The organism is Streptomyces sp. ML-6 (assembly GCF_030116705.1).
GTDB lineage: Bacteria > Actinomycetota > Actinomycetes > Streptomycetales > Streptomycetaceae > Streptomyces.
Map to the genome: position 1 here is coordinate 2628323 of NZ_JAOTIK010000001.1, position 26029 is coordinate 2654351.

The 26029-nt window shown below is 68.4% G+C and carries 25 protein-coding genes and 3 pseudogenes; 15 read left to right on the forward strand and 13 right to left on the reverse strand.

Annotated elements, in window-relative coordinates; translation table 11 throughout:
- Positions 1–57: 57 nt before the first annotated feature.
- From OCT49_RS11345 to OCT49_RS11365, 5 genes are all read right to left on the reverse strand, one after another.
- Entirely contained in the window at positions 58–828 is a 771-nt protein-coding gene (locus OCT49_RS11345) for a YidC/Oxa1 family membrane protein insertase (RefSeq protein ID WP_283851765.1), read from the reverse strand.
- Positions 829–950: 122 nt separating this feature from the next.
- Positions 951–1283, reverse strand: a complete 333-nt coding sequence (locus OCT49_RS11350; RefSeq protein WP_283851766.1) for a DUF6412 domain-containing protein — start codon at positions 1281–1283, stop codon at positions 951–953.
- A 134-nt stretch (positions 1284–1417) separates the two neighbouring features.
- Complete coding sequence (locus OCT49_RS11355) at positions 1418–3052, reverse strand: sodium:solute symporter family protein (RefSeq protein ID WP_283851767.1); 1635 nt, start codon at positions 3050–3052, stop codon at positions 1418–1420.
- On the reverse strand, positions 3049–3207 hold the full coding sequence (locus OCT49_RS11360) for a DUF3311 domain-containing protein (RefSeq protein WP_349632825.1): 159 nt from the start codon (positions 3205–3207) through the stop codon (positions 3049–3051). The genes OCT49_RS11355 and OCT49_RS11360 overlap by 4 nt, the downstream gene beginning before the upstream one ends.
- Before the next feature lie 136 nt (positions 3208–3343).
- Positions 3344–4141, reverse strand: a complete 798-nt coding sequence (locus OCT49_RS11365; RefSeq protein ID WP_502963359.1) for a class E sortase — start codon at positions 4139–4141, stop codon at positions 3344–3346.
- Positions 4142–4219: 78 nt separating this feature from the next.
- On the opposite strand from OCT49_RS11365, the gene OCT49_RS11370 reads away from it, so the two are divergent.
- Positions 4220–5221, forward strand: a complete 1002-nt coding sequence (locus tag OCT49_RS11370) for an SEC-C domain-containing protein (protein WP_283851770.1) — start codon at positions 4220–4222, stop codon at positions 5219–5221.
- Between the two features lie 46 nt (positions 5222–5267).
- Here the strand turns inward: OCT49_RS11370 and OCT49_RS11375 are convergent, their stop codons facing one another.
- Both OCT49_RS11375 and OCT49_RS11380 read right to left on the reverse strand, forming a co-directional pair.
- Complete coding sequence (locus tag OCT49_RS11375; RefSeq protein ID WP_283851771.1) at positions 5268–5450, reverse strand: hypothetical protein; 183 nt, start codon at positions 5448–5450, stop codon at positions 5268–5270.
- Positions 5451–5688: 238 nt separating this feature from the next.
- Positions 5689–9252, reverse strand: coding sequence for a hypothetical protein (locus tag OCT49_RS11380; protein ID WP_283851772.1), 3564 nt, complete (start codon positions 9250–9252; stop codon positions 5689–5691).
- Between the two features lie 257 nt (positions 9253–9509).
- Here OCT49_RS11380 and OCT49_RS11385 point away from each other — a divergent pair, with 257 nt between their 5' ends.
- Together OCT49_RS11385 and OCT49_RS11390 are read left to right on the forward strand one after the other, a co-directional pair.
- The gene (locus OCT49_RS11385) at positions 9510–10004 is read left to right on the forward strand and encodes a GNAT family N-acetyltransferase (RefSeq protein WP_283851773.1); all 495 of its coding nucleotides are present in this window, start codon (positions 9510–9512) and stop codon (positions 10002–10004) included.
- A 168-nt stretch (positions 10005–10172) separates the two neighbouring features.
- Complete coding sequence (locus OCT49_RS11390) at positions 10173–13232, forward strand: DEAD/DEAH box helicase (RefSeq protein WP_502963459.1); 3060 nt, start codon at positions 10173–10175, stop codon at positions 13230–13232.
- 68 nt (positions 13233–13300) lie between these two features.
- Here the strand turns inward: OCT49_RS11390 and OCT49_RS40080 are convergent, their stop codons facing one another.
- Entirely contained in the window at positions 13301–13624 is a 324-nt protein-coding gene (locus tag OCT49_RS40080) for a hypothetical protein (RefSeq protein ID WP_502963497.1), read from the reverse strand.
- A gap of 30 nt (positions 13625–13654) precedes the next feature.
- Positions 13655–13852: pseudogene (locus tag OCT49_RS40085) on the reverse strand (ATP-binding protein); the annotation flags it as partial.
- A 285-nt stretch (positions 13853–14137) separates the two neighbouring features.
- On the opposite strand from OCT49_RS40085, the gene OCT49_RS11400 reads away from it, so the two are divergent.
- The gene (locus OCT49_RS11400; RefSeq protein ID WP_283851775.1) at positions 14138–14983 is read left to right on the forward strand and encodes a helix-turn-helix domain-containing protein; all 846 of its coding nucleotides are present in this window, start codon (positions 14138–14140) and stop codon (positions 14981–14983) included.
- Positions 14983–15171 carry a DUF397 domain-containing protein gene (locus OCT49_RS11405; protein WP_283851776.1) on the forward strand — a complete coding sequence of 63 codons (189 nt, stop codon included), beginning with the start codon at positions 14983–14985 and terminating at the stop codon, positions 15169–15171. Before OCT49_RS11400 ends, OCT49_RS11405 begins: the two co-directional genes overlap by 1 nt.
- A 773-nt stretch (positions 15172–15944) precedes the next feature.
- Here OCT49_RS11405 and OCT49_RS11415 read toward each other — a convergent pair.
- A complete protein-coding gene (locus tag OCT49_RS11415; protein ID WP_283851777.1) occupies positions 15945–16697 on the reverse strand; it encodes an LPXTG cell wall anchor domain-containing protein in 753 nt (250 codons plus the stop codon).
- Positions 16698–17237: 540 nt separating this feature from the next.
- Here OCT49_RS11415 and OCT49_RS11420 point away from each other — a divergent pair.
- From OCT49_RS11420 to OCT49_RS11455, 8 genes and pseudogenes are all read left to right on the forward strand, one after another.
- A pseudogene (locus tag OCT49_RS11420) lies at positions 17238–17650 on the forward strand (RNA-guided endonuclease InsQ/TnpB family protein); the annotation flags it as partial.
- Positions 17651–17666: 16 nt separating this feature from the next.
- Positions 17667–17837, forward strand: a pseudogene (locus OCT49_RS11425) (DUF397 domain-containing protein); the annotation flags it as partial.
- A gap of 107 nt (positions 17838–17944) precedes the next feature.
- On the forward strand, positions 17945–18139 hold the full coding sequence (locus tag OCT49_RS11430) for a DUF397 domain-containing protein (protein WP_283851778.1): 195 nt from the start codon (positions 17945–17947) through the stop codon (positions 18137–18139).
- A 470-nt stretch (positions 18140–18609) separates the two neighbouring features.
- Positions 18610–18921, forward strand: coding sequence for an ArsR/SmtB family transcription factor (locus tag OCT49_RS11435; protein WP_283851779.1), 312 nt, complete (start codon positions 18610–18612; stop codon positions 18919–18921).
- 89 nt (positions 18922–19010) lie between these two features.
- Positions 19011–20300, forward strand: a complete 1290-nt coding sequence (locus OCT49_RS11440) for an MFS transporter (RefSeq protein WP_283851780.1) — start codon at positions 19011–19013, stop codon at positions 20298–20300.
- A gap of 68 nt (positions 20301–20368) precedes the next feature.
- Positions 20369–20509: a hypothetical protein gene (locus OCT49_RS11445; protein WP_283851781.1), complete on the forward strand. Its 141-nt coding sequence runs from the start codon at positions 20369–20371 to the stop codon at positions 20507–20509.
- A 239-nt stretch (positions 20510–20748) separates the two neighbouring features.
- Positions 20749–21720, forward strand: a complete 972-nt coding sequence (locus tag OCT49_RS11450; protein WP_283851782.1) for a prolipoprotein diacylglyceryl transferase — start codon at positions 20749–20751, stop codon at positions 21718–21720.
- 106 nt (positions 21721–21826) lie between these two features.
- The gene (locus OCT49_RS11455; protein ID WP_283851783.1) at positions 21827–22303 is read left to right on the forward strand and encodes a GNAT family N-acetyltransferase; all 477 of its coding nucleotides are present in this window, start codon (positions 21827–21829) and stop codon (positions 22301–22303) included.
- Positions 22304–22598: 295 nt separating this feature from the next.
- On the opposite strand, the gene cpt is transcribed toward OCT49_RS11455, so the two are convergent.
- The gene (gene cpt, locus OCT49_RS11460; RefSeq protein ID WP_283851784.1) at positions 22599–23132 is read right to left on the reverse strand and encodes a chloramphenicol phosphotransferase CPT; all 534 of its coding nucleotides are present in this window, start codon (positions 23130–23132) and stop codon (positions 22599–22601) included.
- Between the two features lie 212 nt (positions 23133–23344).
- Here cpt and OCT49_RS11465 point away from each other — a divergent pair, with 212 nt between their 5' ends.
- On the forward strand, positions 23345–23692 hold the full coding sequence (locus tag OCT49_RS11465; RefSeq protein ID WP_283851785.1) for a hypothetical protein: 348 nt from the start codon (positions 23345–23347) through the stop codon (positions 23690–23692).
- A gap of 181 nt (positions 23693–23873) precedes the next feature.
- On the opposite strand, the gene OCT49_RS11470 is transcribed toward OCT49_RS11465, so the two are convergent.
- Together OCT49_RS11470 and OCT49_RS11475 are read right to left on the reverse strand one after the other, a co-directional pair.
- Entirely contained in the window at positions 23874–24686 is an 813-nt protein-coding gene (locus OCT49_RS11470) for an alpha/beta fold hydrolase (protein ID WP_283851786.1), read from the reverse strand.
- A 190-nt stretch (positions 24687–24876) separates the two neighbouring features.
- Positions 24877–25455, reverse strand: a complete 579-nt coding sequence (locus tag OCT49_RS11475; RefSeq protein ID WP_283851787.1) for a hypothetical protein — start codon at positions 25453–25455, stop codon at positions 24877–24879.
- Between the two features lie 230 nt (positions 25456–25685).
- On the opposite strand from OCT49_RS11475, the gene OCT49_RS11480 reads away from it, so the two are divergent.
- A complete protein-coding gene (locus OCT49_RS11480; protein ID WP_283855756.1) occupies positions 25686–26000 on the forward strand; it encodes a hypothetical protein in 315 nt (104 codons plus the stop codon).
- The last annotated feature ends 29 nt before the right edge of the window (positions 26001–26029 follow it).

A 26029-nucleotide genomic window follows, 5' to 3' on the forward strand; every position in this document is an offset into this window, starting at 1 on the left:
GCCCAGCCCCAACGCCCAGCCCCGGCACCCCTCCCCTCCCCTCCTCTCCTTGCCCGCTCACCCGGTGGTGGCCGCGGCGGCACCGGCGGCCGGCACGTCCCGGTACAGGAAGGCCCGCTCGACCGCGGTCCAGGTGGTGCTCGTGACGACGTACAGCGCGGCGGCGAGCGGTACGAAGGCCACGGTGAAGAGCGTGGCGAAGGACATCAGGGGCATCAGTTTCGTCATCGCGCCCATGCCCGGGACCGGCTGCCCGTCGGGGCCGGTGGCCGGGGTGACGGGGTTGGCGGCCATCTGCTGCTTCGTGCGCCGGTAGTTGAACGTGGCCACGGCGACGACGATCGCGAACAGGCCGAGGTAGACCAGTCCCTGCTCGCCGAACGGCCCGCCGTGCGAGAGCGCGTCGTGCCAGCGCTCGCCGAGCGGGGCGCCGAGGAGCTGGTGGCCGAGCAGTTCGTTGGGCTCGTCGCCGATCGTGCTGCTGGAGAAGAGGTGGTAGAGGAGGAAGAAGGCGGGCATCTGCAACAGGCTGGGCAGGCAGCCGGAGAGCGGCGAGACCTTCTCCTTCTTGTGCAGTTCCATGAGCGCCCGCTGCATGCGCTCGGGGTTCTTGCCGTGCTTCTTGCGCAGTTCGGCGATCTGCGGCTGGAGCCTGGTGCGGGCCTTCTGCCCGCGCGCCGCGGCCCGCGACAGAGGGTGCACGGCAAGCCGTACGAGCGCGGTGAACAGCACGATGGCGGCGGCTGCGGACGCGCTTTGGAACAGCGGTTCCAACGCGTCGGCCAGGGCGCCGACCAAGGCGGCGAACGCAGACATGAAAACGGACATGGGGGAGCCCTCCGAGGGTCTCGTCGTGCCGGGGGAAGTACGTGATCGGCATGACGAACCGCAGGGGCGACTGCGACGGTCGACGGGCACCTGCTTCGGCACCCACCGGCGTGAACGAACCCCTACGCGGCCGTCGGGAGGGCGCGGCCGGGGGCTCGGGGGCGTCTGCGCCCCTTGGCGTCCGGGTCTCGTTGCGGCAGGAACGCGGTGCGTCTCTCCCGGTCCCGGATGGCGGTACGGACCCGGGTGCGGGGCACCGGGGCGGCACAGCGGGCGCTGATGAGCGAGGCGACGGCGAGCGCGGAACCGGCCGCGGCGGTGGCGGCGAGCGCGACCGCGGCGGAGAGGCTGCCGCCCTCGGCGAGCAGGACCTCGGTGACGAGGAAGAGCAGCAGTCCGGCGGGGCGGAGCAGCCGGGCGAGACCATCGCGCAGACGATTCGTGTCCCCGGTCATCGGTCCCTCCCCTCTTCTCCCCGTTCACACATGTGTGTGCCCGCGTGCGTGCTTGCGTTCGGCTCTCCAGCCGTTATACACGATGGGTCCGACAGCGCCATCCGCCTTCGGTACCGTCTCCCGACCCGGACACGTCAACCTCCTGTACCCGCCCCTGTGCCTGCGCCCGCCGCCCCCGTACCCGTACCCGTCCGGACCGCGTCGCCGTCACCACCGCCGTCACCACCACTGCCACTGCCGCCCCCGTCCCCGTCGCCGGGCTCCGTGTCCCGCGCCACGGGCCCGGTCTCGTCCCGGGCCAGCACCTCGTCGTCCGGCCGGTCGTCGCGTTCGCGCGGCCCCGCGTACGTCACGGCGAGCGCGACGGCGAGGTTGGCGCCGAGCGCCACGATGCCCGCGTTCACCCCCCACACCGGGTCGTTGTCCGTGAACACGAACCCGCACACCGCCCCCACCCCGACGACCAGCCCGCTCATCGCCCCGAGCAGGGTCAGCCGCCGCCACACCAACCCCAGCAGCACCATGGGGAGCAGTTGGGCCATCCCCTCGTACGAGATGAGGGAGAGCCGCACCAGGGTGTTCGGGGCGGTGTACGTGAGCAGCAGCGCCAGGCTCCCCGCGGCCACGACCACCACCTGCGCGGCGCCCTTCTGTCGCCGCTCCCACCGGGGTACGAGCGAGAGCACGCTGCGTCCCCACATCGTGCCGATGACCAGCATGAAGACCGCCATCGGCACGATCGAGGAGAGCGCCGCCGCCACCCCGACGAGACCGACGGTCCAGGCCGGCAGCGAGTCCACGACCAGCTCGAAGAGCGCCAGGTTGGACTCGGCCCCGGCCAGCCCCGGCACGACGAAGAGGGCCGCCATGCCGAGCAGCATCGGCACGAAGAGCAGCACGTTGTAGGCGGGCAGCAGCATCGCGTTCCGGCGCAGCACGTCGGCGTTCTTCGCGCCGAGGTAACCGGCGACGGTCGTCGGGAAGATCACCACGGTGAGGGAGTTCAGGAACGAGGTGGTGATGAACCACGCCTGCCCGAGCCCGCTGTCCCCGTGCCCGGGGAAGGTCAGCCACTCGCTCTTCTCCGCGACGAGCCGGTCGAGGAAGGGCCCGTACCCGTCGAAGTAGTGCATCGGCACGTAGACGACGAGGAAGCCGAGCGTGGCGATCACGAGGACGTCCTTGAGCACCGACACCCACGCGCTGCCGCGCAGCCCGCTCACCACGACGAAGCCGGTGGTGACGGCGAAGGCGATGAAGTACGCCTGGTTCAGGCCGATGGCGCCGTAGGAGATGGTCGAGACGACCACGCCCATGCCGGTGATCTGGAGCTGGATGTACGGCAGCAGGAAGACGGTCGCGAGCACCGCGACGAGGGCGCCGAGCCAGGGCCGGCCGAAGCGGTGCGCCACCATGTCGGTGATCCCGACGAGCCCGTGCCTGCGCGCGTACGCCCACAGCATCGGTCCGACGACGTAGCCGACGGCGTACCCGCACGACATGTACGCCACCACGTACAGGACCGGCGCCCCGTAGTTGTAGCCCCATCCCGCGGCGCCCAGGTAGCTGAAGCTGGTGTAGCCCTCGCCGGCCATCAGCACCCAGATGAAGACGGTCCCCAGGCTGCGCCCGCCCACGGACCACTCGGCGAGGCCGCCGCCCTCCCCGCTCCCGCTCCCCTTCCGCCGGCCGCGCGTCGCGAGCAGGCCGAGGGCGACGGTGACGACCATGAAGACCCCGAAGACGGAGGTCGCGACCGTGGCGTTCACCGGCGGTCCCCCCGCCGGGTCAGCCATACGGCGACGGGGGTCAGCAGGGTCGCCCCGAGCAGCCACACGAAGAGGAACGGCAGCCCGAGAACCACCGGCCGGACCCGGTTCACGAGCGGCAGCGCCCCCAGGTGGAGCACGTAGGGAACCAGCAACCACAACAACTGCGGACGTCGTCTGAGCACGTCAGGGAACCTTAGTGCGGCCCGGCCCCCGCGTCCGGGCATCCGGCCCCTCCGCTCCAGGCGCCCGGCTGCCGCGTCGGACGGCCGACTGCCGCGTCAAACACCCCTACCGCATCCGGACATCCGTGAGCCTTCCCCACACGACGAGCCGGTACCGGGAGGTGAATTCGGGCGTGCAGGTGGTGAGCGTCACATAGCTGCCGGCCGTGTCGTACCCGGCGGACGGCTTCACGACGCTGCGCGGTACGGCCGCGATGACCCCGCTGTCGTGGGCGCCGGTCCGGGCGAGCGTCCGGTCGACGGTGTACGTGTAGACGGCGTCCCGGGTCTCGATGCCGATCCGGTCCCCGCGCCGCAGCCGGTTGATGTACCGGAAGGGCTCGCCGTGCGTGTTGCGGTGCCCGGCGAGCGCGAAGTTCCCGGGCCGGCCGGGCTGCGCGGTGCCCGGATAGTGCCCGACGTACCCCTTGTCGAGGACGCCGCGCTTGCCGACCCCCTGCGCGACGGGGGCGGCGAGCCCGATCCGGGGGATGCGGATGACGGCGTACGCCCGGTCCCGGTGAGGCCCGGACGCGGCCCGCCCGCCGCCGGAATGCCCACCGGAACCACGAACCGCCTCTCCTGCCTCCCCCGCCTCTCCCTCCACTTCCTCCCGCCCGTCCCCCTCCCCCTCACCGGCCCCCTCGTCCTCCGCCCACTGCCGCTGGAGGGCCCGCACCTCGTCCCGGGCCCCGGCACCGGCCTGCCGGTTCGTCCACCACAGCTGGTGGACGACGAGCAACAACAGGACGACACCGAGGGTCACCACCACCTCGGCAGCCGTCCAGAGCCCGCGCGCGACGGCCCTCCGCCCCCACGGGTTCCGCTGCACCACAACCGGTATCCGCTCCCGCACGGCCCGCACGATAGGCCCATCACCCGTAACTCTCCAGGGCCCGAACGCCCCTCCGCCCAGGAGCCGTACAGCAGTACGGTGTGATTCATGCGCCCCGACACGCCTGCCGACCACACCACCGAAGCCGAGCGCCTGCTGCGCACCGCGGCGCGGTATCCCGAGGACCGCGAGCCGCTGCTCCTGCGCGCCGCGGCCCATCTGGAACTCGCCGGCGACCGCGCCCGCGCCACCACCCTCTACGGCGAACTGCTCGGCTCCCCCGACCTCGACCACCCCCACCTGGTCAAGGCCCTGAACGCGGCCAACCTGTGGGAGTACGGCCACGAGGCGGAGGCCCGCGCGATCATCGAGGGCATCCGCGCCGCGGCCCCGCTCGACCCCGCCGCCTGGGAGGTCACGGCCGGGACCCTGGAGAACCACGACGAGCTCGAAGCCGCCCACGACTGCTTCTCGACCGCGCTGACGCTGCTCCTCACCCCCGGCGAGGAGGTCCCGTACGCCACCCGGTCGCTGCTGTTCGGCCGGCACCGGGTGCGCCGGCTGATGGGCGCCGACCACGACGCGTGGGACACACTGGCCGACACCGTCCACACGGCCGCCGTCCCGCTGGACGAACTCCACGACCCCAAGCGCCTGTGGTCGCTGGGCTCCTCGGACCCGGGCGAGCTCCGCGCCGAGATCACCCGCCTGCGCGCCGAACTGGGCGCGTACCGCACGGAGTTGTCCCGCCCGTTCCCGGTCGCGTTGCTGCACTGGCCGAGCGCCGAGCTCGACGAACTCCTCACCGCGTACCCGCGACTGCGCGACGAGTACCCCTCCCACCCCGAGCACCTGGCCCGCCTGGAGGCCGCCCTGCGGGACCTCCACCGGGCCGGCACCCCCAACCTCGGTCTCGTGACCGGCACGGTCCCGTCGTACGAGGCGTTCGCCGCCTCCGAGGCCGTCTCCCCCACCGCCCCCGAACTCCTCCCCCAGTACGCCACCACCCTCGCCGCCCGGGGCCGCGCGGTCCCCTGGCCCCCGGCCCGCAACGCCCCCTGCTGGTGCGGCTCGGACCGGCCCTACCGGGAGTGTCACGGCGGCGAGTGAAGCACCGGCGTCCCGGGGCTGGGGCCGCGTCGAGCACGCGTGTCGCTCAACGCGGCCCCGGGCCCGCTCCCTCCGCGATTTCGCGGAAATCGTGCACCATGCCTCGCAGCCATTCGACATACTCCGCGTCGCTGAACGGCACACGGACGTGTTTCTTCTTGCGGTAGAGATAGACGGATCCGTACTGCTTCATGACCGGAACCAGATCGGCCGGCGGGTTGTCCGCCACGGCCGTGACGCACCGGAGCTCGTCGGCCGCCTGATCCGGACTCCGGCCGACCATCGCACGCCAGGAGGCTCGGGCCTCGCCCGGGGAGGTGTCCAGGCAGTAGACCCGTAGCCACGAGATGAAGCATTCGATTCCGGGCGAGTCTCCGGTGTATGGATCACCCGGAGACCCGTACTCCTCCGTTTGCTTGCTGCGACGCTTTCTCGGTGGCACCAGAAAACACCTGCCCGGTCAATTATCACTTGTTCGGGTAAGACGTGTGGATGTACCAGCCTTGCGGAATGCCCGTATCGCTCCGTATTACCACCAGAACTCGCGAAGACCCCTCAGTGACGGTGAGAGGTGGCAGGCCCGGCTGCTCGGCACGCTGGTCACCCGGGTACAGAGGGCCCCGATAGGTGCCGCCGAGCCATCGCGGGAGCTTGTTCCCCGCGCCCGGCACCGCACTGTTGAGCACCAGGGCGAACCCGACTCCGGACGGGAAGTTCGGCGCGGGGTTCCCGCCCTTGGCCACCAGGTATCTGATCGAGTTGCGCCAATTCCCTTGCAGCCACCCGGAAATCGCCCCATCCGCCTCCGAGAGGCTTTCGAAATAGCTGGAGCGGGGCGGAACTCCTTCTCCCGGATACCCCTCTATCAGACGTACGGCGAGCGCGGCCTTGGCGCCGGTGACCGTACGGCCGTTGGAGATGGTGAACCCTGCGAGATAGCCCTTGCCCTTGATGTGCTTCTGATAGGTGTGGCCGCCGAGCCCCTCTTCTCCCCGCAGCGTGTTGAACCGCGGCTGCAGGCCGTCGTGAACGCTGAGCACGGCATCGAGGAAGGGCCGGTCCAGGTTGTGCTTGGAACGCAGCCTTCTCCGCGCGTGCTCTGCGCGCACAGCGGAATCGTTCGCGTTCTCGGCAGGATGGAAACGATTCTGCTCCAAGGAGTAGCGCCACAGGTCGTCGTCGGACATGTTCTGGAACACATTGATGAGCTGACCGAGGGAGTGCGCCACGTACGGCGGCGCCGGCCCGAGCTGGTAGCTCGGGGTGGTCATCGTCTGAACGTGCACCTTCTCGTAGTGGTCCGTCCTGCTCTCGCTGACCAGATGGAGCGAGGGGACCTTGTTCCGCCTGGCGATCGCGGAGATCCCGTCGAGGGCATCCGCCTTGGCGGGGTTCTCGGAAAGAAGCTTCGACGACTCGGCGATGGCCTGCCGCTCGTTCCCCTTGCCCTCGTTCTTGTTCTTGTCCTGTCCGGGCTTCTCGCCTTTTCCGTCCTTGCCGTTCTTGTCCTTGCCCTTGAGTTTGTTCCAGAGGGCTTTGCCTTTTCTGGCGATGAGGTCGACGAGTTTGTCGATGGCGCGGTTGACGGGTTTGGCGACGGCGTGGAAGACGGATTTGACCTTGTGGGCGAGGTTGCCGATGCCGAGGAGGGCGGCGAGGAAGCCGATGAGGAGGGGGATGCTGGTGGCGAGGGCGGTTTCGACCATTTTGGGGACGCCGGCGGTGCCGCCGTTGGCGATGGCGATGACGGCGTCGAGGACGGCGTTGACGAAGTCGGCGATCTGGGCGCCCTGGTTCACGATGAACGTGACGATGTCGATGATGCCCTTGACCGCGCGGACGAAGGCGGAGGCGGGGTTGAGGAGGGAGAGGATCCAGGTGATGCCGGCGATGAGGACGGTGGGGATGAGGTAGCTGGTGAGTTTTTCGAGGATGGTGGCCTTGAGGTCGCCGGCCTCGGCCTGGATCTCCTCGACGGCGCCCGCGGGGCCCTGGGTGGCGAGTTTCTTCGCGACGGGGACGGAGGACTCGACCGCGGTCATGGCCTGGTCGGGGACGCCCTTGCGGGTGATGCGGGCGCGGATGTTGTCCCAGGTCAGGCCCAGGAGTGAGCCGATGAGCTGGATGATGCCCCTCAGGTCGAACTTCTGCGGGAGTTCGAGTCCGGCCTTGACGGCGGTGCCCAGCAGCCAGGAGACGAGGCCGGTCTTGAGGTGGGTGGCGATGTTGGTGACGAAGAGGTTGAGTCCGGCGCCGACCGCCTTGACCAGGTTGCTCAGGAACCCGATGGGGTCCTTGATGATCTTCATGATCGCGGAGGCGGCCTTGGCGAGGATGCCCAGGAGGAGGTTCTTGAGTTCGTTGATGGTCTTGAGGACGCCGACGATGGCGTCCTTGGCCTTGTCGACGAGGCCCTTGTTGGCCTCCTGGAGCTTCTTGATCTCCTCGTCGACCTTGTTCAGGGCGGCGGTGTATTTCTGGGCGAGGTCCTGGACGAGCTGTTCGGACTTCTCGTTGACGGTGGTTTCCAGGTCGTCGAACTTCCCCGCGAAGTCCTTCGCCGCCTCCTGCCCGAACTGCTTGAGGTCGGCGGGGAGTCTGTCGACCTCGGCCTTCAGCTCGGTGCGGCCCTTGGCGATGCGGGCCTTGGCGCGGCCGAGTTCGGTGCCGATGAGGTCGGCGACCGAGGAGATGACGGTCTGCATCTTCGCGACGTAGAGCTTGCGGGCCTCCTGGAAGAGGGCGTTGGCCTCCTTGGGCATGCCCAGCAGCTTGTCCTTGGCCCACTTCGCACCGCCGAACATGCCCGAATAGCGCTTGTCCTTGTACTTCTTCATGCGGCGCTTGTGGTCGGCGGTGAACGCGTCGCGGGCCGCCTTCTCCCCCTGCGTGAACGCGGTGTCGACCTTCTTGTCCAGGCCGGAGAGGGTCTCCTCGACGTCCTTCTTCGTTCCGTCGTAGACCTTCTGCAGCTTCGCGGTGACCTCGGCGCGCCGTTTCTCGTCCTTGGACTTGGTTTCGCCCTTGCCGCCGTCGACCTGTTTGCCTGCCGTGGCACGGGTGGCGGTGAGGGTGTTGATGGCCTGGGCGCCGGAGGCGGCGGCGTTGGCCTTCGCCGCGTTCAGCTGCCGGCTCTCGGCCGTCCTGCCCCTGGCGGGGGCCTTCGCGGAGTCGGTCTCGGCGCTCTTCTTCGCGGCCAGGGCCTGGTCGAACTCGGGCTCGTTGCCCCGGGCGAGCTGCTCCTCGGTGACCTCGGCGTCGGCCATGGCCTGGTCGTTGGCGGCCGGGCCGGCGGAGAAGTCCGTGACGGCGGCGGGCTGCTTGTCCGGGATGGCGTCTGTGGCGGAGGGGGCGCCGGGGTTGGCGGGGGCCTGGTCGGGGGTCATCGGGGTGACCGGCTTGTCCTTGGCCGCCGCCGTGTCGGGCGGGGCCTTGGTGGCGGTGTCGATGTCCTTGGCGGAGGAGTCCTTGCCGTCCTTGACCTTCCCGTCGACCTCGTCCTTGATCCGGTCGGCCCTGCCCGACTTGGAGAACTTGTCGGCCTGGTCGAGATTCTTCGGCGCCTGCGCGTCGATCGCCTTGTTCACCGCGTCGATGAACGCCCGCTTGTCGAACTCGCCGGGCTTCGCGTCGTTCATCTTCTCCGCGTTCGCCGCCTTGCCCTGCGCCTCCCTGTCGTCCGGGGGTGCGACGGCGGCGTCCTGCGCGGACCTCGACTCGGCGGCGGCGGGGACGTGCGCGGCCAGGCGGACCTTCTTCGCCGCCACGTCCGCCTTCACCCGCCGGAAACCCGGCGCCTGGGCGGGGGAGGGCTTGACCGGGGCGGTGTAGCGCTGGGCCACCAGGCGGGACACGGCCCGGTTGCCCGCCGCCATCTGAAGCCGCTGAAGGCCGCGGGGATCGGCGCCGGGGACGGGGGCGGGGCGGTCACCGACCGGACGCTTCGGCGCAGGGGCCTGCGTACGCGAAACCTCCGTACGCGAGACCTCGGTACGGGCAGGGGCGGGGTCCTTCTCCGGAACCGCCCGCATCCACCCTCCCGGCCCGTCCGCTACCACGTACTCCGCCGTGTCGGCACAACACACCAAGGAGAAACATACGGAGACCCGAAGGGCCTGAGGAAGAGCAACTCCGTTATTTACAACGGGACTTGCCTCAACGGGCACCCTCACTGCGCGAACGGACACACAGGGGCGCACACCCCGACAGCCAGGCGGCCACCACTCGCTCCCGGAGCCCCACGAACAAAGAAATCCCCCGAACAACGCGAAATGCATATGGTTCTGCCATGCCCGAACTTCAACGCCTCCGCCCCGACCACGCCCCCGCCCTGCTCACGTTCGAGCAGGAGAACCGCACGTATTTCGCCGCATCCGTACCGGACCGGGGCGACGCCTACTTCACCGACTTCGACGCCCTGCACGCCGCCCGGCTCGCCGAGCAGGCCGAGGGTCTCTGCCACTTCCACCTCCTCGTGGACACCGAGGGGGAGGTGCTGGGCCGGTTCAACCTGGTCGACGTCACGGACGGCTCCGCGGAGCTGGGCTTCCGCATGGCCGAGAAGGCCACCAAGCGGGGCCTGGCCACCGCCACCGTCCGCCACCTCTGCACCCTGGCCGCCACGGAGTACGGCCTCACCACCCTCCACGCGGCAACCGCCCTCGACAACACGGCCTCCCGCACGGTCCTGACCCGCGCGGGCTTCATCCCCACGGGAGAAGAGATCTGGCTGAGCGACCGCCCGGGGCTCCGCTACGTCCTGGACATGACGGGCGGCGTCTGAAGGCTCTCAGGTCATAGACGGGCAGTGCTTTGTCGGCCCTGCTTGATACAACTGCACGCATAGCAATGGGACGAGGGGGAATCGGTCGTGCCTAACGGCTCTGCAGACAACACGGCCCCGGTTGTGGGGCTCTACGAGACGCTGATCACCCAACGCCTCGAAGACCGCATGAAGCAGTTTGACTCCGCAGGCTGGCGCTCCATCGATGAAGTAGTTGGCGCTGAATCTGCGCCGAACGTGCTGACGCGCCACATCGCAAGCGTCGTGCGTAGAGTCTTCCAAGGTCTCTCACCTGCGGAGCAGGTGGTCGCTGCCAACCACATCCTGGACTCCCTCAGCACCATCGAAGGTGCCACTGAGTGGGTCGATCTCGTCATCGAAGGACCCCGGCAGCTGCTGGCAGTCGCAGAGCAAGAAGCTCCTGGTGTCTACGCGATTCGTCCGGCGACACCCCTTTCCGAAACAGCGCTGATCACCAACTCTCCCGAAGATCCGAGCCTGGGGTTCGAGCTGCGAGCCGAACTGGCTACGGCAGACTGCGTTGATCTCCTCTGCGCCTTCGTGAAGTGGCACGGGTTGCGAGTACTTGAGCAGTCGCTCTCCTCCGCACGTGAGCGCGGCGTTCCCATCCGTGTGCTGACAACCACCTACATCGGGGCCACCGAGCGTCGTGCGCTTGACCGTCTGGTCCGCGAATTCGGCGCTGAGGTGAAGGTTAACTACGAGCTCCGATCGACGCGTCTGCATGCCAAGGCGTGGCTCTTCCGGCGTGACAGTGGCTTCGATACCGCGTATGTAGGCAGCTCGAACCTGTCCAAGGCGGCGTTGCTCGACGGTCTCGAATGGAACGTGCGGCTGTCGTCAGTTGCCACTCCTCCTGTCATCCGCAAGTTCGAGGCAACATTCGACGCCTACTGGAACGATCGCTCCTTCGAACCGTACGACCCCGACAGTGACGCATCACGACTCGATGAGGCACTTGCTCAGGCAGGCGGCTCCAGCCGGAGCGGAGTCCCTGTCATCACGCTCTCTGGGCTTGAGGTCCGCCCTTACCCTCACCAGCGCGACATGCTTGAACGCCTCGAAGTGGAACGCATCGTCCATGATCGGCACCGCAACCTCCTTGTTGCCGCCACTGGGACGGGCAAGACAGTGATGGCGGCCTTGGACTTTAAACGCCTGCAGCAGACGCTAGGGCGTGACCTGCGGCTGCTCTTCGTCGCTCATCGCAAGGAAATCCTGGAACAGTCTCTGCGCGTCTACCAAAACGTGTTGGTGGACGCGAACTTCGGTGAACTCTTCGTCGGAGGGGAGATCCCCGATGACTGGAAGCATGTCTTCGGCAGCGTCCAGTCACTCAACTCACGTGCGCTAGACCGCCTCGCCCCAGACCACTTCGACGTCATCGTGATTGACGAGTTCCATCACGGCACTTCCCCGACGTACCGCAGGATCCTGGATCACTTCGAGCCGCAGGAACTTCTCGGTCTTACTGCGACCCCGGAACGCACGGATGGGCTGAACATCCAAGACGAGTTCTTTGACGGCCGGATCGCAGCAGAGATGCGCCTCTGGGAAGCCCTGGAGAACGATCTGCTCAGCCCCTTCCACTACTTCGGTGTCACCGACAACACCGACATGAGTGCTATCGCCTGGAAGCGCGGTTCGTACGACTCCACGGACCTCAGCAATCTCTTCACTGGTAACGACGCGCGAGCCAGGCTCGTCGTGCAAGCCGTGCGGGACAAGGTTACCGATCCGGGCTCGATGCGCGCCCTGGGCTTCTGCGTTTCGGTCGCACACGCAATTTTCATGGCCGACTTCTTCCGTCGAGCCGGCCTCAACGCCGTCGCGCTGTCGGGCGAGACCCCACGTGACGAGCGCAAAAGTGCTCTGGAACAGCTCAAAACAGGAACAATCCAAGTTATTTTCTCTGTTGACCTGTTCAACGAGGGACTCGACATCCCCGATGTCGACACCCTGCTTCTCTTGCGTCCTACTTCCAGCGCCACCGTGTTCCTCCAGCAGCTGGGGCGAGGCCTGCGCCGAACAGAGGACAAGGCTGTCCTAACCGTCCTGGATTTCATCGGCCAGCACCGCAAGGAGTTCCGCTTCGAGGAGCAGTTCCGTGCGCTGACCAACCTCACTCGCAACCGTCTGCTCGCCAACATTGAGCACGACTTCCCACAGCTGCCCTCTGGCTGCCAGATCATCCTTGAGCCGAAGGCCAAGCACCTGATCATTGACAACATCCGCAGTCAGATCAGCGTCAACGTCAATCAGCTCGCGCGCGAGGTCGCCGACTACGCTGAGCCCAAGCTCGCCAAGTACCTCCAAGAGAGCCGCCGCGAGCTCAAGGAGTTGTACCGGGGTAACGGAAACTCCTGGACAGGCCTGCTCCGCAGAGCAAAGCTCCTCCCTGATTCCGGACCGGATGGAGAATCCTCACTGCTGAAGCGTGTCTCAGCCTTCCTGCACGTTGACGACCCTCTTCGAGTCGCTGCGTACAGCAAGCTTCTCGCCGACGATGCCCCCACATACAGCGAACTCAGCGAACAAGAGCAGGCCTTCGCCCGCATGTTCTTCTTCTCTTTGTGGCCGTTGGGCGGCGGATTCAACAGCTACCAGGAGGGCTTCGACGCTCTTCGCCCGCAGCACGCCTTCCGTGACGAGCTCAGCCAGGTCCTCGCTCATGTTCTAGACCAGGCTGACCACGTGCCCGTCCCCCTACTCGGCGAGCATGCGAGCCTGCCACTGTCAGTGCACGCCGCGTATAGCCGCGAAGAGATCCTCCCCGCCCTCGGGCAGTCCTACGTCGGTGGCTTTATGCCCGGTCACTTCCGCGAGGGGGTGAAGTGGTGCGAGGACATCCAGACCGATGCACTACTCATCACCCTTGAAAAGGACGAGAAGGACTTCTCCCCAGAGACTCGCTACAAGGACTACGCCCGGAACGAGCACCAGTTCCACTGGGAGTCGCAGAACCAGACCTCAGAAACGTCCCCCACTGGAATCCGCTACCAGACCCACAAAGAGAAGGGCACCCACGTCCTCCTCTTCGTCCGCCGCTACAAGAAGACGGACATCGGCGGACCTCAGCCATGGATGCTCCTTGGTCCTGCCGAGTACATGGAGCACAAGGGCAGTAAGCCCATGGGAATCGTCTGGAATCTTCTTCACGAGATGCCAGCCGACGTGTGGACCTACTCGACCATTGCCACGGGGTGACTTGAACGGAAAATAATGTCCTTCCGGCCCGCCGCCTGTCGGGCCGGAAGGTCTGCAGCACTTCTCTCTCAGCTCTCTCCAAACCTCATCTGAGCGTGCTCCAAAGCGTCGTCCGGGTCATATCCATGGGCACTGAGCCAGTGCAGAAGATCGGCGATGAGCCCAATCGCCATGTCCTTGCCCACAGCCAGATTCACTCGCCCCGGCCGTGAGTCCACTTGAGCAGATGTCAGTCCACAGAATCCCAGCAGCGCCTCTGCTTTGGCCACCTGAGGACCATCGGTGTGATCGCTCGACGACCGGAGGCCGGTACCCAGTTCGCACCATGTGGCCTTGGAATCACCACGCAGAACGACCCCCCAGCGCTCCGCGACTCCGTTCACAAGGGCCATGCCTCGCCCATCCTCATCCTCCCCTGTCGCCCTAACGAGCGTGGGCAACGCTCCCAGGTCGGGATCGTGCACCTCAATGCGAAGCCGAGCACCGTTCATAGAAACAGCGAGGCGTGAGGGTGTTCCCGGGCCTACGTGACGGATCACATTTGTGACCAGCTCGGTGACACAGAGCTGCGCCGTATAAACGACCCTTGTCAGGCCCCACAGTTCCAGGTGTAACCGCATCACTCGCCGCAGACCGGCGAGCTCTTCCGCCTCAGCCAGGAACTCCAGGTCCCACGCCTTTCTGTCTACTCCAAACCGACACTCACTCAAGTCGATCACCCCTCCGCCTCTGTGGTCACCGTGTGTACCGATGCCACTCACCCTGTCACTGGAACTCTCAAAATGGAACTCTCACTAGAGGTGTGTGGGAGCACGTAGAAACGACGCACGCCCCCAAAGTGCGCTGTCTTGCTCAATGCGCCCCGCACAATGCACCCTCTGGGGATCAACACGAAGGACCAAGCCATGCCAGTCGGACCAACCACCCGCAGGCGCCAACTGGGCGCAGACCTGCGCCGCCTCCGCGACCGCAAGGGCCTCACGCTGGAAGAGGCCGGGGCTCAGGTAGGCATCTCCAAGGCGACCTTGAGCCGCTACGAAACGAAGGAAGGCACGGTCAAGTGGCCAGTGGTCGATGCCCTATGCCGCGCGTACGGTGCTCCTGACCAGGAACGTGAATTGCTGGTCGACCTGGCCAAGGGAGCGCGCGTCCAGGGTTGGTGGCACTCACTCGCGGACCCGATCCCCGAGTCAATGAATCTCATGCTGACTCTTGAAGACGAGGTGGTCAGGGAAGACCACTACGCCTGCATGTACGTACCCGGCCTACTCCAGACACGAGCGTATGCAGAGGCAGTCCATCGTGCGTCAGAGATGCGGTGTACAGAGGAGGAGATCCACCACATGGTGGACATCCGCATGAAGCGGCAGGATCTCCTCACTCGGACCGATCCCCCACACATCTGGGCGGTGATTGACGAGGCTGTCATCCGTCGCGTCGTGGGTGGCCGCGACGTGATGCGCGAGCAGTTGAAGTACCTCTCCGCGCAGGCTTCTCAGCCCCATGTCACTGTGCAGATACTGCCGTTCAAGGCAGGCGCTCACGCCGCGGCAGTAGGTAGCTTCGTCGTCCTTGGCGGCCCCGCACCCGAACTCGATGTCGTATACGTGGACATCATCGGCGGTGGACTCTTCATGGAGAAGCAGCCGGAGCTTGTGCGCTATAGATTGGCGTTCGAGTACTTGCGTGCGCAGGCGTTGGACATCGATCTGTCTGCCGCGTTCCTGGATCAAGTCTGCAGGGAGCTCTGATGAACTGCGAGAACGTGCATTGGTTCAAGTCGTCGTACAGCGGTGGCAGCGGCACCGAGTGCGTCGAGGTAGCCAACCTGGCAACCGTCGTCGGCGTGCGCGACTCAAAGCGCCCCGAAGGGCCGCATGTAGCCGTCCAGCGAAGCGTCTGGAACGAGTTCGTACGAAGCCTGCGGCGGCCCGTGTAAGGAGGGCGCCGCAGGCACACGCGACCAGAGCTATCGTCTTGGCTGGCAATCGGGGCCAGGCAGCAAGTTCCAGGCTGCGGCGGTGAGTCAACGCACAGCAAGACTCCGGTGCACCCGGGTGGTCACGCGTGGGGCCTCGGCTCCGAACACGGTGGACTCGCTCAAGGTCTGCCACACGCGCTGGTGCGTGGCGTTGGTGTCGGAGGCTTCGAGACGCAGCTCTGTGGGGCAGTCCGCAGTGCCCACGAGGCGGTTGTCGAAGCTCCGGAAGCCGTTGGCCGGAGGAACTTCGCCGGTGTATGGCGGGGGACGGTTCCAAGGCGGGCGGTGACCATGCCTATGGTGCCGGCCAGGCGGTCCAGGTGGGCGGCGAGCATGCGGGGCGGGCAGATCGTGGTGTGCGGTGCGGCTTCCCGCATCAGGGCGTGGAGTTTCTTTCCCGGGCGGTGCAGCCACTCCTGCCACTTCATCCGGAGCGGGTGGCAGGTCCTTGCGGGCTGTTGTCCGTCGGCCGTTTTCCAGTGCGCCGCCCCTGGACTGCGCCCGTCCGGGACGTACAGCCGGTTGCGAGCCGGTGAGTCGTCCGCCGGGGCACGTAACGCGGAGCTCCCGGCGCCCAGAGCTGCCCGGGCCTTCCGGTCATCCGTGCTCACCGGTTCAGCACACGCCTTCGGTCGAACCGTGCGATGCCGGCCGCGCACGGCACTGCCCCCGCGCTCCATGGCGGAGGGCGGGGGCAGTGGGCCTCAAAGGCAGGTGGAGCGGTGGGCTCGTCAGTGCTGCTGGGCCTTGCGGCGGCGGAGGGCCAGGTAGGCGCCTGCTGCCACGAGGGCGGCGGCGGCTGCGGAGAGCAGGCCGACGGGGGCGCCCGTGCCGGTCTCGGCGAGGTCACCCTTGGTGGGCTCGGACGACGACGGCGACGGCGAGGCCGACGCGGGCGGCGAGGAGACGGAGGCCTGCGGGGTGGGGACGGTGCCCCCGGGGGTGGACGGGGTGGGTTCTCCGCTCGGCTTCGCCGGGCCGGAGGACGGGGCCGACGGGGAGGAGGGCGGGGAGGACGGGGTGGCGGGGGTCGACTCGCTGGTGGAGGGCGACGGCTTGCCGCCACCGGGCGTCTCCCCGTCGCAGTCGGTCCAGAAGACCTTGTGCTTGGCGCGGCCATGTTCGCCGTCGAAGTTCCAGAACAGCTTGTAGTGGCCGTCCGGCAGGGACTGGTCCGGCGTACGGCCGTGTCCCTCTGCGTCGAGCTTCAGCGAGCCGGTCTTCACGACCTCGCCCTTGACACCGGCGGTCGGGGCCCACGCCTCGATGCGCCAGTCGACGTTCTGACCACCGTCGAACCCGAAGGCGTCGAGGTAGAAGGTGCACACGTGGGGCTCGTTCTTACGGAGCTCCTCACCGGTCTTGGCGTCGTGAATCTTCACGGTGCCGTTGTCGCCGGGAGGGGTGGCATGGGCGGCAGGGGCCAGCAGCATCGTCGTGGCGACGGCTGCCGCGAGCGTGCCTGCGGAAGCGAGTGAGCGCATAGACATTCCAACAGGTGGGAGATGGGCTTCCGTGGGGGCGCCTCAGCCTCCGTCGGCCTGATGGGTCCGTCAAGGCGCATCGATGCACCTATGTCACTCAATCTGCGATTTGTCGCACTGGCCCAACATAACGATTGGGGTCGGGGGGTTCGAGGCCGCCGGAACGGGGCTCCGACCGTCACTCGCCGCCCATCGCCCGTCACCCGCCGACCCACCAAACTTCTGGCTGTCTTGTATGTGCCCTTACGTCGCCGGCTTGTGACTCACGCCGCTTGGCCCCAGCAATGCCCGGCCGGAAAGCCGCACATTCGGGCCGACTCGTCGCACGCCGGAGCCGGTCGGGACGGGACGGGAGTAACGCGCCCGAGTTCAGCAACAGTCTCTTTCATTGCGCCCCTCTCTGGATGCCCCGACCTTCGGGCCAGGAAGGAATCGGACCCCTGCGGAGCGGGACAGGAGCAGCCGAAACACCGCCAGGGTGATTCGGCGCCCACCGTCGACGACCTGTCGGTCACAAATTGACGCGGTAGCTCGTGAGTCATGACCACTTGCGTGAAGCGGGCGTTCAAGTACCGCTTCCATCCGACCGATGCGCAGGCGGCTGAGCTGTCGCGCCCGTTCGGCTGTGTCCGCAAGGTCTACAACCTGGCGCTCGTCGCCCGCACCGAAGCGTGGGCGCGGCAGGAGCGGGTGAACTGCAACCAGACGTCGGCGATGCTGACCGTGTGGAAGAAGACCGAGGAACTGGCCTACCTCAACGAGGTGTCGTCGGTGCCGTTGCAACAGTGCTTCGGCACTTGCAGTCGGCGTTCACCAACTTCTTCGGCAAGCGGGCGAAGTACCCGCGTTTCAAGTCGCGGAAGAAGTCGCGGAAGTCCGCCGAGTACACCACCAGCGGTTTCCGCTTCCGTGACGGGAAGCTGACCCTCGCGAAGATGTCCGCACCGATCGACGCCCCTCCACTGGTTCAAGTCGTCGTACAGCGGCGCGAGCACAACCGAGTGCGTCGAGACCGCCCGTCTCCCCCGGGCCACCGCGGTCCGCGATTCGAAGGCACCTGACGGCCCGGTGCTGATGTTCGGCAACGCATCGTGGGCAGGGTTCCTCACCGCGATACGACAACAACAGATCGACGCGTGACAAGCCGACCTCCTGCGCGGGTGACATCTCGCTCCGCCTCGCGGGAAGGCCCTACAGCAGCCGGCTCACAGGCCCCGGCCGCCTGCGCATCGCAAGGAGATGCACCCATGACGAATCATTCCTCCACCGGGCTCCGGTGGAGAAAGAGCAGCTACAGCGGTGGCAGCGGCACCGAGTGCGTCGAAGTGGCAATCCTGCAATCAGCCGTCGGCGTAAGGGACTCCAAGCAGCCCCGCGGCCCCCACATGTTCATATGCCACAACGCGTGGGCACAGTTCCTCACGTCCTTGCGCGCCCCGTAGACCGGTACCGGACGGAGCGGGCTGCCGGTCGGCGCACGGCAGGACTCCGGCGCACCCCGGCGATCATGTGCCGGGCCTCGGTTCCCGAACGTGGCGTACTTGCTCAAGGCCTGCCGCATGCGCTGGTACGTGGGGCGAAGGTGTCCGAGTCTTCGAGCCCCGCCTCGGCGTGCCGGGGCTCGGTGACCGCGAGACGGTTGTCGAAGCTCCGGAAGCCGGCTGGCCGGGGGAACCTTCGCCGGTGCGTGGAGGGGGACGATGCCGAGGCGGACGGTGTCCGCGCCGATAGGGTCGGTTCCCGCTCATGGAGGGTCGAGAACCCTGCGACTGGTTCGTTCCAGCTGGCGATCCGTGCTCACCGGTTCGGCGCGTGCCTTCGGTCAGGCTGTTCGATGCCGGCCGCACGATTTGACTTGCCACTACATATCGCGAAAGCTGGATACGTATTGCCGGAGAGGAAGAGGTGGACGATGGATCCCCTGGCCGTGCACAAGGCGCTCGCCAACCCCGCCCGCCTGCAGTTCATGCAGTGGCTGAGGGAGCCGGAGAAGCACTTCGACGAGGAGTCCTACCGGCAGCAGGGGCTCGGCTTCCACGTCGGCGTCTGCGTCGGCGACATCCAGAAGCGCGCCGGACTGGCCCAGTCGGTGGTCTCCGGCTACCTCCAGACCCTGAAGGACGCCGGGCTGCTCACCTCGGAGCGCATCGGCAAGTGGACGTACTACCGGCGCAACGAGCCGGCGATCGCCGAGTTCGCGGCGTACGTCCGCGACGAGCTGTAACCCCGGGGTCCGGCCACCCGCGCCCGGCCCCGACCCCCGCCTCAATGTATCTACTTTTCTGGATTTGAAGAAAGGTTTCGTTCATTCCGATGCGAAAGACCTCCCCCACTGTCCCCGTGCTCGCCCTGGGCGTGTTCGGGATCATCACCACCGAGATGGGCATGGTCGGCGTACTCCCCCGGGTCTCGGCCGAACTCGGCGTCAGCCCGTCCGCCGCCGGCTGGCTCGTCGGGGTCTTCGCCCTGGTCATCGCGGTGTCCGGGCCGTTCACCACGCTGCTCACCTCCGGCATCGACCGCAAGAAGGTGCTCGCTTCGGCGATCGCAGTGTTCGCCGTGTCCAACGCCGTCTACGCGCTCACCACGCAGTACGAGGTGATGCTCGCCTTCCGTGTCGTCCCCGCGCTCTTCCACCCCGTGTTCTTCGCGGTCGCGCTCGCGACCGCGGCCCGGACGGTGCCCGCCGAGGACGCGACGCGGGCCACGACGACCGTGTTCGCCGGGGTCACCGTCGGTTTCGCGTTCGGGGTGCCGCTGACCTCGTACCTCGCGGAGCACCTGTCGCTGGCGGCGGCGTTCTGGTTCGGTGCACTCGTCAACCTGGCCGCCTTCCTCGGCATCCTGCGCTTCGTCCCGCCCATGCCCGTCGCGCAGGGCCAACGACTCTCCTACGCCGACCAGTTGGGCATTCTGAAACGGCCCCGCATATGGCTGACCATCGTGTCCGTCGTCCTCGTCTTCGCCGCGATGTTCTCGATCTACGGCTACTTCGCCGAGTTCCTGGGCCAGGTCACGCACATGGACGGCACCTGGGTCAGCGCCATGCTGATGGCGTTCGGCATCGTGATGATCCTCGGGAACTTCGCCTTCGGCGGCCTGCTGCGCCGCGGCCTCGTCCGTACCGTCGTCGCCTACCCGGTGCTGTGCCTGCTGGTGTACGTACTGCTGTACACCATCGGCCCGCTGCTCGCGCCGATGGTTCCGGCGGTACTGGTCTGGGGCGCCGTGCACTCGGGCGGGCTCGTCGTGAGCCAGAGCTGGCTGGGGCGGGACGCCGGCGACGCGCCCGAGTTCGGCAACAGCCTCTTCATCTCCTTCTCGAATCTCGGCATCACTGCGGGCACCGCGCTCGGCGGCTGGGTCATGGCCGGCTGGGGAACCCGGCAACTCCCCTTCACCGGAATCGGGTTCGCGGTGGCCGCACTGATCGTCATAACCCTGCGGCTGGGGCTGGACCGAAGGCGTGGGCACGGGCGCGGGCGCGGACAGGGGCATGGACGGGGGCCGGTCTCCGCCGGTGGCGGGCGGGGCCGGGCTGGTGGACGGGTGCCCGGGGCGAAGGGGAAGAAGGTGGAGAAGGTGGAGAAGGGGGGCACCTGAGAGGGGTGGGGGGACGGGGTGCGTGTCAGGTTGTTGCAAAACCGGCCGGACGGCCCTGGGCGCCCCTGTTGTTGCGCGTCTTCCGGGAGACCGCCCCTCCCTGCGGGTACGCGACCATCGCCCGGGAGGCCCTGGACGGTTCCAGCACCACAACGCGCATGGTGGAGGCCGCCTCGCGCGGTGGTGGTGATGCGGGCGGCGACGGCTGACGGCCGGTACGACGACGGGGTCGAAAACCGCCTCGTCGGTGACGGGCATGCGGCCGAACGAGTGGGTCATTCGTCGACTTCGGGGCGCGACGCCCGGGGTTTCGGGAGACTGTCGGTCAGCGCTGACGGCGGTGATCGAACAGTTCGCTTCGAAGGGGCAATTTCCGGCCACAACACAACACCCCTTACCCTGCGGTACATCGATCACCAACGGTCGGCCGGGACAGAAGGGCGACAACATGACCTCAGAGACCAGCACACTGGTCACCATCGAAGCGACAACTACCTTGCTGGAGGCGGAACTTCCGCGCCTCGAACAGCACCAGCAGACTCTGGAGAAGGAACTTTCCGCCGTCACCGGACGGTTGGAGTCGGTACGGACCGCGCTGACGGCGCTGCGCGCGCTGTCGTCCGCCCCGGTTCCGGTTCCCGTCGCGGACGACAGTGCCGACGACGCGGAGCCGAAGGCCGCGGCGGAAGCGGACGGGGCCGAGGCCGTCGAGGCCGGGACGGTGAGCATTCCCGCCGCCAGGATTCCGCGGCAGGCGCAGGACTCCGTCGACTCCGCCGTTCAGGAGGAGGCCGCGCAGGCGCCGGTGGAGGCCGCACAGGAACCGGCGGAAGTGGCACAGGAGTCGGCGGAGGCCGCCCAGGAATCGGCGGAGACCGCGTCCGCCCCCGCGCGTCGCCGTGCGCGCAAGGCTCCTGCCGCGCCCAAGGGCCGCAAGCGGGCCGCCGCCAAGCCGAAGGCCGAGCGCGGCCGGGCCGCCAAGAAGGCGGTCACCGACACTCCCGCGTCCACCGAGGCCGAGGCCGAGGCCGACAAGGGTGCCGAGGCCACGGATTCCGAGGCCCCCGCCAAGGTGACCAAGGCGGCCCGGAGCACGAAGTCCGCCGCCACGCAGGCCAAGAAGGCCACCAAGGCCGCCAAGGCCACCCGGTCCACGAAGGCCAAGGCCGCGGCCACGGCTGCGAAGAAGACGGCTGCCGCACCGGCCGGTGACGACAGCGGCAGCCTCACCGAGCTGGTCATGAAGGTGCTGGCCGCGTCCGGCGACGCCGCCGTCCGCGCCCGTGACGTCACGGAGGCCCTGGGGCGCGAGCTCACCCCCAACGGCATCAACACCGTGCGCAGCACCCTCGACCGGCTCGTCGCCACCTCCCGGGCCCACCGCGCCGGCCGGGGCCTCTACCAGGCGCCCATCAACTGACGCGTCCGACAAGGGAATTGCCGGGTGCCGGTGCCGCTGATCCGGCGGCACCGGCACCCGGCAAACCTGTTGGATGAGGCAGAACACCGGTCTGTAGGTTGCGGCCATGACCTCATCGCTCCGCCTCGAAAAAATCACCTCGGACAACGTCGAGGCCGCCTGTGCCCTGGAAGTACGGCCCGACCAGGAGGGACTGGTGAAGCCGGTCGCCTGGTCGCTGGCCCAGGCCTACGCGACCCCCGACATCGCCTGGCCCCGACTGGTCCTCGACGGTGAACGGCTCGTCGGTTTCGTGATGGCCTTCTTCGACGTCCGGTTCGACCCGGACAACCCCGGGGACCGGCTCCGTTCCGGGCTGTGGCGACTGAACATCGCCGCCGGTCAGCAGGGTCGGGGCTACGGCCGTTTCGCCGTGGAGGCGGTGTGCGAGGAGATCCGGCGGCGGGGGCGGAACCGTGTGACCGTGACCTGGGTTCCCGGCGCGCACGGGCCCGAGGGGTTCTATCTCGGGCTCGGGTTCAAGCTGACCGGGGAGATGAGCGGGGACCAGGTCGTGGGTGAACTGGAGCTCGAAGACGAGTAGTCGGGCGGTCGGGGTGGCTGGGGCGGGTGAAGTGGCTGGGACGGCTGGAGTGGCTGGGGCGGGTGAAGTGGCTGGGACGGCTGGAGTGGCTGGGGTGGCCCAGCCGATCCGTGCCGGGCGGGTGTGCGAGTGAGCAGGTGAGGGCGGGGGCCCGTCCGTGGGTGTCGCTCGTTCCGCAGGTGTTGCTCTGGCCGGAAATGACCACTGGGGTGGTGTTCCCCGGCCGACGGCCGTACGGGCGGGCCGGTCATCACACCGTGCGGACCCGCCCCGCCCGGGTCCGTGCCACGCGGCCTCACCTCACATGGGCGGCGATGATCCGCGCGCACTCCATGGATTCCCGCCGCGTCGTGTCCACTTCCAGGTCGTAGGTCACGCCCTGGTGCACCATCTCCGCCTGCGAGGCCGCCATGCCGGGAATCCGGTCGCCCCGCGCGGTCTCACGGCCCTCGGCGACGGCGGCATCGCACCGGACGCCGACCCACAACACCCCCACCCCGTCGAGCGCCTGCTGCCAGCGCCGCTGGGATTCGGCACCGCCGCAGAAGACCTCGTCGACGACGATCCCGGCCCCCGCGCGTGCCATCGCGGCAACGCCCTCGATCCACGCGGCCTCCAGCTCCCGGAACCCGGGGCCGACGGCCACCCCGCCGTCGGGGGCGAAGTCGATTCCCTCGTCCGACGCCTGCATGGACACGGGCATCGCGGCGATCAGTGTGTCCACCCCGAGCAGAAGCCATTTGTCCGGCAGCACCGCCTGCAGGCATCGGCCGATCCCGGTCTTCCCCGAACTGGAACCGCCGTTGAGCACGATCATGCGTGTCTTCATCGGATCACACTAAAGCGTGCATTCAACGTTCCAGGAGCGGGGCCCGGTCCTTCCCGAACTCCCGCGCAGGTTACGGGCATGCCCCGGTTGGCGTCGGAAGAACCGATTCGGCAGCTGCCATCCGGGTGGTGGGGCCCGGCTTTCGACGGTGACCGCAGTTCAGCGGCACAGACTTGGGCCGGTTCCGATCCCCCACCAAGGAGTGCCCTTCCATGCGTCTTCGTTCCACCGTGGCAACCGCCCTCGGCGCGCTCGCGCTCGTCGTCGCCCTGTCGGCCCCCGCCCACGCGGCCACCGGGGACTTCTCGTACACGTACACCGGTCTCGACGGCTCGCCGCAGGTGGGCTTCCTCATCGACCCGCCGAGCCGGGTGTGCATCACACTGCCCGAGGTCGCCGACCCCAGCTCGTCGTACCCGGCCCACACCCCGCAGAACCTCACCGACTCCAGCGCGACGGTCTTCACCGGACCCGGTTGCCAGGGCGACTACTTCACTCTGCGGCCCGAGGGCGGCCACGCCTCCAGCCGGCTGAAACTGCGTTCGGTCGTCTTCAGCTGATCCGGCCGTCGCGCCGCGATCCGCCCGCTGCCCCGCCCGCAGTGGCCGTCGCGCCGCGATCCGCCTCATGTGACCGCCGTCGCCCCGGTACAAGCCGTGCCCGGTACGAACCGGGCCCCGCGCCCGTACCGGCCGTACCGGCCCTCCCGACGCGTACGCCCCCGTCCCGTACCGGTCGTTCTCAGCCCGCCAGCGTTCTGCGCAGGGCCTCGGCGAACCCGTCCGGGTCCTCCAGGAAACCCGCGTGGTCACCGGGGAACTCGGCCGGGCGCGTACCGAGCAGTTCCGCCAGCACGACGGACGTCCGGTACGTGATCAGGTCCTTCGAGGCGACGCCGACCCCGACGACGACCCGGGTCGGTGCGGCCGTCAGCGCGGGGACGTCGGGCAGGTAGCCGGCGGTGGCCCGCAGGTCGTGGCCGAAGAAGCGGTCGCCGTTGGCGACGTCCTGCGCCGAGGGCTCGCCGTGCGGGCCGGCGGGGGCCTCCTCGCAGCTCTCGTCGTCGAAGCCCGCGCCGGTCATGAACTTCGCCCATGCCGCGCCCTGGCCCTCCCGGTGGAAGGTCTCGATGATGTCCTCGGTCAGGGCGCGGTGCTCGGCCGCGTCGGGGAGGATCTCCATGACGGGCGGCTCGTGCGCGACGAGCGTCCGGACCCGGCCGGGGTGGCGGGTGACGAGCGCCAGCCCGGTCACCGCGCCGCCGCTGCTGCCGAACACGTCGGCCGAATCGGCCCCGAGCGCGTCCAGGATCGCCGCCACATCGTCCGCCCGCCGGTCGACCGCGGTGTCCTCGTCGGGGTCGTCGAGGGTGCTGCCGGAGATGCCCCTCGGGTCGTGGGTGACGACGGTGTGGTCGCCCGCGAGCGCGTCGGCCAGCGACGCGAAGGCCGCGGCCTCCATCGGCGACCCCATGAGCAGCAGCAACGGCCCCGAGCCGCGCACCTCGTAGTGCAGGTGCGCGCCGGGTACCCGAAGAGTGTGGATGGTGGTCATGCCGGTGGTCCTTCCTCCGTCGGCAGCCCGTGGTCGGGGTGCCGTTGTGATGACGGAGGTATGACTCCGGCCGCCGGGAAAACTCATCGCCCGGCCGACCGGCAGTGGCAACAACAACGGTGCAGTGGCAGGGCCAGCGGCAGCAGCAGCAGTGGCAGTGGCAGTGGCAGTGGCAGTGGCAGCAACGGTGTCAGCGGTAGTCCTCGGGGTGGCCCTGCATCCAGGCGTTGATGTGGTCGCGGGTCCCGATCAGTTCGGAACGGTGCTTCTCCAGGTTGGCCGTGGAGGTGTCGCCGTTCAGCGCCGTGCGCAGGGTGCCGATCCGGGCGATCGGCTCCTTGAAGTGGCCGGGGCCCTTGGGGTCCGCCTTCATCGCCTTGTCCAGGCGCGTCAGTTCGTCGTGGACCCGGCCCAGGAAGTGGGCGCAGTTCGACGATCCCGGGGTGCAGTCGTCGTTCAGCGTGGCCTGGAGCCCGGCGAAGGCGTCGCGCACGGCCTCGGGGCGGTTGCGGGCGGCCTCGGCGGCGGCCTCCGCCTCCGCCACCGCGTCGGCCTCTTCCTCGGCGCTCCGCTCCGCCTCGGCCGCTTCGGCGGCCCGGGAGGCGGCTGCGGCGTTCGCGGACGGTGCCACGTAGGGAACGTCACCGCCCGGCCCCTGCGAGGTGTCGGCGGTCGAACAACCCACCAGGAGCGTGCCGAGAACCACCCCCGCCGCCCCCGTCGTCATGGCTCTCGCGGCGCCGCGGATGCGGCTGGAACGGTTGAACATGGGCCCCCTCGTCCGGTTGCGCCAGACCCTACCGGCCCGGTCCGAACCGGCCCTGCTCCGCCCGGACCGGTTCTGCCCCGCCCCGTCCTGCCCGGGTCGATTCGGCCCGGCCCTGCTCCGGCCTGCGTCCCGGGGCGGACGCCTGTGCACCCCCTCGGCGACCGCTGTCCCCGGCATCGGGTTAGCCTCGAAGACCCGGGCCCGGCCCGGACTACCGAGACATGAAGGCGATGGTGGCGGCGATGGCGAAGGTTCCGGCAGCGGCGGTGGCGGCGAGCGGGCTGGTCGGCGGGTACGCCGTCGCGCGGTGGACCAGGAAGCGGCCGCTGGGCGGGGTGGCCCTCGCCGCCGCGGGCACCGCCGCCGCCTACGAGTGGAACCGGCAGGCGGGACCGCGCGCGGCCGTCGGGCTGACCACGGCGTACGTCGCCGCGTTCGCCGGTTCGCACCCGCTGGCCAAGAAGGTCGGCGCCTGGCCCGCCGTCTTCGCCGTGGCGGGCGGCATGGCCGCCGCGTCGTGGGCGGTCACCCGCCGGGCGGCCTGAAGCACGCGTACGCGACGGGGGCTGCGAAC

Coding starts and splice junctions, on each gene's coding strand:
- OCT49_RS11345 (WP_283851765.1), bottom strand. CDS start 828: ATGTCCGTTTTCATGTCTGCGTTCGCCGCCTTGGTCGGCGCCCTGGCC.
- OCT49_RS11350 (WP_283851766.1), bottom strand. CDS start 1,283: ATGACCGGGGACACGAATCGTCTGCGCGATGGTCTCGCCCGGCTGCTC.
- OCT49_RS11370 (WP_283851770.1), top strand. CDS start 4,220: ATGCGCCCCGACACGCCTGCCGACCACACCACCGAAGCCGAGCGCCTG.
- OCT49_RS11380 (WP_283851772.1), bottom strand. CDS start 9,252: ATGCGGGCGGTTCCGGAGAAGGACCCCGCCCCTGCCCGTACCGAGGTC.
- OCT49_RS11385 (WP_283851773.1), top strand. CDS start 9,510: ATGCCCGAACTTCAACGCCTCCGCCCCGACCACGCCCCCGCCCTGCTC.
- OCT49_RS11390 (WP_502963459.1), top strand. CDS start 10,173: ATGAAGCAGTTTGACTCCGCAGGCTGGCGCTCCATCGATGAAGTAGTT.
- OCT49_RS40080 (WP_502963497.1), bottom strand. CDS start 13,624: ATGGCCCTTGTGAACGGAGTCGCGGAGCGCTGGGGGGTCGTTCTGCGT.
- OCT49_RS11400 (WP_283851775.1), top strand. CDS start 14,138: ATGCCAGTCGGACCAACCACCCGCAGGCGCCAACTGGGCGCAGACCTG.
- OCT49_RS11405 (WP_283851776.1), top strand. CDS start 14,983: ATGAACTGCGAGAACGTGCATTGGTTCAAGTCGTCGTACAGCGGTGGC.
- OCT49_RS11415 (WP_283851777.1), bottom strand. CDS start 16,697: ATGCGCTCACTCGCTTCCGCAGGCACGCTCGCGGCAGCCGTCGCCACG.
- OCT49_RS11430 (WP_283851778.1), top strand. CDS start 17,945: ATGACGAATCATTCCTCCACCGGGCTCCGGTGGAGAAAGAGCAGCTAC.
- OCT49_RS11435 (WP_283851779.1), top strand. CDS start 18,610: ATGGATCCCCTGGCCGTGCACAAGGCGCTCGCCAACCCCGCCCGCCTG.
- OCT49_RS11440 (WP_283851780.1), top strand. CDS start 19,011: ATGCGAAAGACCTCCCCCACTGTCCCCGTGCTCGCCCTGGGCGTGTTC.
- OCT49_RS11450 (WP_283851782.1), top strand. CDS start 20,749: ATGACCTCAGAGACCAGCACACTGGTCACCATCGAAGCGACAACTACC.
- OCT49_RS11455 (WP_283851783.1), top strand. CDS start 21,827: ATGACCTCATCGCTCCGCCTCGAAAAAATCACCTCGGACAACGTCGAG.
- cpt (WP_283851784.1), bottom strand. CDS start 23,132: ATGAAGACACGCATGATCGTGCTCAACGGCGGTTCCAGTTCGGGGAAG.
- OCT49_RS11465 (WP_283851785.1), top strand. CDS start 23,345: ATGCGTCTTCGTTCCACCGTGGCAACCGCCCTCGGCGCGCTCGCGCTC.
- OCT49_RS11470 (WP_283851786.1), bottom strand. CDS start 24,686: ATGACCACCATCCACACTCTTCGGGTACCCGGCGCGCACCTGCACTAC.
- OCT49_RS11475 (WP_283851787.1), bottom strand. CDS start 25,455: ATGTTCAACCGTTCCAGCCGCATCCGCGGCGCCGCGAGAGCCATGACG.
- OCT49_RS11480 (WP_283855756.1), top strand. CDS start 25,686: ATGGTGGCGGCGATGGCGAAGGTTCCGGCAGCGGCGGTGGCGGCGAGC.